The 5954-nt window shown below is 59.2% G+C and carries 4 protein-coding genes; 2 read left to right on the forward strand and 2 right to left on the reverse strand.

Going from position 1 to position 5954, the window contains the following annotated elements; genetic code table 11:
• On the reverse strand, positions 1-649 hold a 649-nt coding region (locus O7A61_RS30500; protein WP_337132912.1), incomplete at its 3' end, for a hypothetical protein.
• Between the two features lie 841 nt (positions 650-1490).
• On the opposite strand from O7A61_RS30500, the gene O7A61_RS30505 reads away from it, so the two are divergent.
• Complete coding sequence (locus O7A61_RS30505) at positions 1491-4190, forward strand: PAS domain S-box protein (protein WP_337132913.1); 2700 nt, start codon at positions 1491-1493, stop codon at positions 4188-4190.
• The gene (locus O7A61_RS30510) at positions 4165-4662 is read left to right on the forward strand and encodes a response regulator (protein ID WP_337132915.1); all 498 of its coding nucleotides are present in this window, start codon (positions 4165-4167) and stop codon (positions 4660-4662) included. Before O7A61_RS30505 ends, O7A61_RS30510 begins: the two co-directional genes overlap by 26 nt.
• Here the strand turns inward: O7A61_RS30510 and O7A61_RS30515 are convergent.
• A complete protein-coding gene (locus O7A61_RS30515; RefSeq protein WP_337132916.1) occupies positions 4625-5314 on the reverse strand; it encodes a hypothetical protein in 690 nt (229 codons plus the stop codon). The two genes, O7A61_RS30510 and O7A61_RS30515, sit on opposite strands and share 38 nt — an antisense overlap.
• Positions 5315-5954: the final 640 nt, after the last annotated feature.

The raw sequence follows: 5954 nt of genomic DNA on the forward strand, positions 1-5954 counted from the left end.
CGGCTTTTTGCCGCTGCCCTTCAAGGGCAGGTTGCGGCTGGTTCATCGGGTCGGCGACCGCGCGCGACGGCGCGCTTGCGTTTTCTATGACGCGCCGCGTGGCAGCCAGTTCCTGGCGAGCCGCCGCCGGTTCGCGGGGCAGATTTTCCCCATGCGCACTGCCGGTCTTGAGTGCATCGATATCCTTGTGCAGCGCGAGGAAGCTCTGTTCACTGGCTGCGCGTTCGCGTTCAGCCTGGTCATGCTCCCCCTTAGCCCGGACTTGCGAGGCAAGCGCTTCGGCGCGAGTTGCCTCGCTTTCCCTCCGAGCGGCGGTCAGACCACGCCTCAACGCGTCGACCCAAGACCGCTCCCACCCCAGGGCTTGCCTCTGTTCCGCCGCAGCAGATTCCGACGATCCGCCGTCCGGCGGCACGATTTGGGTGGGAGCGACAGGAGGTTTCGTTACTGGCGGAGCGAGCCCGACTGCTGCAAATCCAAGCAACATCATGAGGCAAAACGGAATGAGGCGCAGCGGGGCAGCTCTCGACTGTTTGCGGTCGTCATACTGTTTAAGGTCGTCATGAAACAAGGCAGCGATCGTGTATACTCGGTCAGGACAGTCGCCGAGGGGCGCGGAAGCCGAGTTGGATCTCCGCTCGTAATTCATTGCGGATCCTCCATGGCGTCGACCGCGCTGGTGAAACGCTGTGGCGTCAGTCGGCGAAACCCGAGCGCCCCGCGCTAACACGCCAGGCAAACCCTTAGGCAGATCATCAACCTACCAAAGGCAGGTCGGGGTCGTCAGTTACCGAATCAGGGTAGGGGACTTCCGAATCTTCTCAAAACTGTCGGCACAGATCCCCTAAAGTACTAGCCCCCGGCACGGTCACCGATGCGGACGGCTCAGCCCGCTTCTACGGATCGCGCCAGCTCGAAGGCTACGGCACACAAAGCGTCACCGCCGACGCCAGTGGCAACGCCAACATCGCGGCGAGCTGGCGCAATCTGTCGACGGAGCCGGTGAGCTCGACCAATTTTCAGGTCGCCCGGGGGAGCGACGATCGGGCCCTCAGCACGCAGTCGCCAGCCGGGGCACCATTATCGACAGGCGATCCGCCCCGCCGCGGCAGAGTCACCTGCTATTGAGATCAGTTGCGATCCTGCCGAAGCAACGAATTCGTGACGATCGGCCGATCCTCGGAATGCAATATCGTAGTCCAGCGGCCCAAGGGCAATGACTGGTCGAAGCGCTATTGGCCTGCATCGCGGCCGCTTAACGGCTGCCGGCGCGCGACGTCATCCTCGACGGCGATATGATAGCACCCCGACGGGAAGGCAAGCCGAACCATTCACGATCGTGAGCTTGTGTGGCGTGGTTACGGTTGGGTGAAGAGCGGCCGGAATCAGGACCATTGGGTGCTTTAAAATGGTTGGAAGGATCGGGTGTCGGTCTGGAACCTCTTTCCGGCTCGCGCATTGAGCGAGGTTGAAGGGGACTCGGAGTCTGCATGGAACAAAGGGTTTTGGGCCCCGGAGCCTTTGCGAAGGGCTTTCGTGCTGATGACAACAGCCGCGAAGGGGATTCGGATGCTGTCGTAAGGAGCGAACTGGAAGATTTCTTCGAGAACGCGGCAGTCCCTCTCCACCTGGTGGCCAATGACGGAACTATTCTGCGCGCCAACCGCGCCGAGCTGGACATGCTCGGCTACACGGCTGGCGAATATGTCGGGCGTAGCATTCGGGACTTTCACGCTGATCCCGCCGCGATCGAAGACATTTTGAACCGGCTCTCCCGGCGCGAGGACCTCCAACACTACCGAGCGAGGTTGCGCGCCAAGGATGGCTCCATGCGTTGGGTGGAAATCACATCCAACGTGCGTGCGGTTGGCGGGCGGTTCCTCAACACGCGCTGCGTCACGATCGATGTCACGGATAAGATCAAAGCGGAAGAGCTGTTACGCGAACAGGAAAACAGGCTTGCTGTCACCTACCAAAGCGCAGGGACGGGTATTGTCGAGGCCGACGCCGAAGGCCGGCTGCTTAGGGTGAATGCCCATTTGTGCGATCTTTTAGGCTACGCGCCGGAGGAACTGGTTGGACGGTCGATTTTCGATCAAACTTTTTCGGCTGATGTCGAGTCCGACCGCGAGCAGTACTGGCGGCAGGTCGCGGGTGAGATAAAAAGCTACACGATGGAGAAGCGGTTCGTTCGCAAGGACAGGTCTCTTGTCTGGGCCCTCGTTACTTCCTCCAGCGTCTTCGACGGCGAGGGAAAGTTCCGTTACGCGGTGCGGGTGCAGCACGACATCAGCGAGCGCAAGGCAATAGAGGCGACGCTTGCCCAAAGGGCGGAAGAGCAGGCTGCACTGCATCAATTCACTGAAATGCTGCAGCATGCCCGTACGCCAGCTGACGTCCATGAGCCTGCGCTCGACGCCATCCAGCGTGCGCTGGGTTGTCAGCGCGCTTCGATCCTGCTGTTGAGCGATGGGATCATGAAGTTTGTGGCATGGCGCGGCCTTTCGGACCCATATCGCGCAGCAGTAGAAGGCCACTCGCCCTGGCCGGCTGACTGCGCCGATCCTCAGCCGATTACCTTGGGCGATGTGGAAAAAGCCGAGCTTCCGGAAGAACTGAAGCGGACAATCCGAGCCGAGGGCATTGGCGCGGTTTGCTTCGTTCCGATAACGGAGGGAGGGCGACTGCTTGGCAAGTTCATGGCCTATTTCGACCAGCCGTGGGATTGCTCCGCCGACCAGGTCGAAGTCGCTCGCACCATCGCTCGCCAGCTTGGTTTCGGGATCGAGCGCCTGAAGGCGCAGAATGCCGCCCAGCGTTTGGCGGCAATCGTGGAGTCGTCGCATGATGCGGTTGTCAGCAAGGACCTGAACGGCATCATCTCGACCTGGAACCGGGGCGCCGAACGCCTGTTCGGCTATTCGGCCGCGGAAGTGATCGGCAAGCCAATCACCATTGTCATCCCGGACGACCGGTTGGATGAGGAACCTCTGATCTTGGGTCGGATCCGCAAGGGTGAACTCGTCGACCATTTCGAAACGGTTCGCCGCCGCAAGGACGGAACACTGGTGGATATTTCGCTGACAATATCGCCGGTTCGCGACGCGACGGGTCGGGTGGTGGGTGCTTCCAAGATCGCCCGGGACATAACCGATCAAAAAATGTCCGAAGCAAAGGTGCGCGACAGCCAACGTCACCTTCAGGATCTGCTCGCCGCTATTCCTGCCGCGATCTACACCACCGATCGCGATGGCAAGATCACTTATTTCAACGAAGCCGCGGTTGCACTTGCCGGGCGGACTCCGGTAATTGGCAGTGACGAATGGTGCGTGACCTGGAAGCTCTTCTGGCCCGACGGCACGCCGCTTCCTCACGATGAATGCCCGATGGCGATCTCCTTGAGGGAAGGTAAGCCGGTCCGCGGATATGAAGCCATTGCCGAGCGGCCGGACGGAATCAGGATCCCTTTCATCCCTTATCCGACACCGATGCGGGATGCGGATGGGAACGTCATTGGCGGCATCAACATGCTGGTCGATGTCAGCGAGCGAAAGCAGGCCGAGACCCAACAGCGAATCTTGCTCGACGAACTCAACCATCGCGTCAAGAACAACATGATGATGCTGAAGTCCTTGCTTTCCGTGGCGGCGAGGACGAGCCGAAGCCTGGAAGCCCGTGACGTACTAGACGAGGCAAGCAAACGGGTTGCCGCGATGGCGGCCGCACAGCGCGTCCTTTACGATACCGCCGACGCCAGCAATTTCAGTGTGCAGCCCTTCCTCGGGGCCGTTTGCGAGACTGCCAAGCAAATGTTTCCACCGAATGTACGGCTGGTTTGTGAAGCTGACAGCATCAAATTGCCGAACGACGTGGCGATGCCGCTGGCCCTCATCGTCAACGAGCTTTTGACCAATGCGGTCAAGTATGGCCTCGACGGCAGCGCCGGAGGGACCGTCCAAGTCAGCATTACCAAGAAGGCGGAGGGTAATTCGCTGGTGGTTAGAGACGAAGGCTCCGGCTTCGACCTGAACTCGGTGCGCGCGACGTCCTCGGGACTGCGGCTTGTAGAGGGGCTCGCGCGGCAGATCGGCGGAACCTTCGAAGTTCATCGAGACCCATGTCGATGCGTGGTGACTTTTTCTCAAGCACCGCTGGAGATCGGCCGTGCGACTGGAACCCGCGATGACTGAGTCAAGCCAAGCCGGGGAGTTCGACCGCGCATTCAAACCCCAACTGGCCTGGTCGCGAGACGACATGGGCGGCGGTGAGGCAACGCCTACGGCCGGTCGGACGATACTGATCGTCGAAGACGATTACCTGATTGCGCTCGACGCGGAAGCCGGACTGACCGCGGCGGGGTTCTCGCTGGCCGGAACGGCGGTCAGCGCCGAACAAGCTGTGAGCCTCGCGCTCTCGACCAGGCCGACGCTCGTCCTCATGGATATCCGCTTGCTTGGAAAGCGGGACGGAATTGATGCCGCGCTGGAACTTTATCGCGACCATCGCATACGATGCATCTTCACAACCGCGCATGGCGACCAGGAGGTGAAGCTTCGCGCCGAAGCGGCAAGGCCACTTGGCTGGGTGCAAAAGCCCTACTCAATATCCACTCTGGTCGACGCCATCAGAACAGGATTCCAACAACTCGAGCAACAGAACTGAGGCGCGCCGCGCGTGGACGCAGCACAGGAACGCGCAAGTTTATACCAGGCTGGCAAGGCGCCCAGACCCTCAGGATCGAATGCAGCTTGGTACGAAATTTGAGTGTCTTTGCCCGGATCGCAGACGCGATCCTTGGAGCGGATACATAGGCGCAACCACCCCTGCGAAGGCCGTCAAACGCCTTCTGCAACAGATCATCTTTGCTTTGTCGGCTCTCAGGCATGATGTCGCCAATAGTCCCCATGCGCTCTAGGAACTGGAGGTATTTCTCGACCAGGATTTCCATGAGAAAATGATAGGGTTCATTCCGCGCCCAATGCTCCTGCGCAACCATCCACTTCTTGTCGATAAGGGCGGTGATGACCGTGTACTCAGAGTCCTGAAAGAGCTTCAGGATCATCTCATCGAAAAGAGCTTTCTTGCCTACATCGCGAAGGCATTCATACGGACCTTTTAATCCCATGATATCTTTGCGGTGGAAAACTATCGGATCATCCGGGTCATGTTCGAACACCCTTGCTTTGATTAGATCCAAGTTTCGGGCAAACTCGTCGCGCACGTAGTCAACGCGCATCGCAACCCCGGTGAGGCTGAGAAAGCGCTGCTTGTCTTTGTCTAAATGCGTGAGGCCGTCGGTTCCGACTTCGTCCACGTACAAACGAGACACGGAGTTTGAAGCAGAGGTCAAGCAGCACAATATCGATTACGTTAATTGTGTGTTAACGATGGGTTGTGAGGCAATTAAGGGGAAGGACTTTGACCGCTGCAAGACCCAGAAGAAGCTGGACTTCAACGGGACCGAGATTTCCTTCTTCCCGGATTTGCTCGTAGCGCGGACGAACCAGAAGAATAATCGCAAGATCGGAGCCATCAATTTCCGCTACAGCAAATCGGCCAAGCTGCCGGAGAAGACGGCAGGGTATTAGTCGGCTTTGATGTTTGGCGTTTTTCGCGGCGAACCGTTTGAGCCGGAGGCGGTGGCCGAGCGCGATCTTTGTCAGACGCTCGATTGTTCAACGGAAAGGTCTATGCCGCGCCGTCGAATGCCGTTTACCTGTACAAGGAGATGCAGGCCGCATGTGGCGCTATCGACAATCAGTGGCCGAATATCGAGCCGCCCGCCGGAGCGATTTTCTAACCATTTCACCTAGGGCTGGATAGCGCCTGACCTGAGACCCTTGTTCCCTCCATTTCAATGGAGAGTCCGGCGCTTCATTTCTGGCCTCATGCGGCCTGTTTTTCCAGCGCCATTTTTATGGCGAATTCGATGGGCGTGATGTTGCCCAGGGCTG

This window comes from Mesorhizobium sp. Cs1321R2N1 (assembly GCF_037179725.1).
GTDB classification, from domain to species: Bacteria; Pseudomonadota; Alphaproteobacteria; order Rhizobiales; family Rhizobiaceae; genus Mesorhizobium; species Mesorhizobium salmacidum.

What these genes read in the sequence shown, in the direction of transcription:
- O7A61_RS30505 (WP_337132913.1), top strand. Translation starts at nt 1,491, where the DNA reads ATGGAACAAAGGGTTTTGGGCCCCGGAGCCTTTGCGAAGGGCTTTCGT.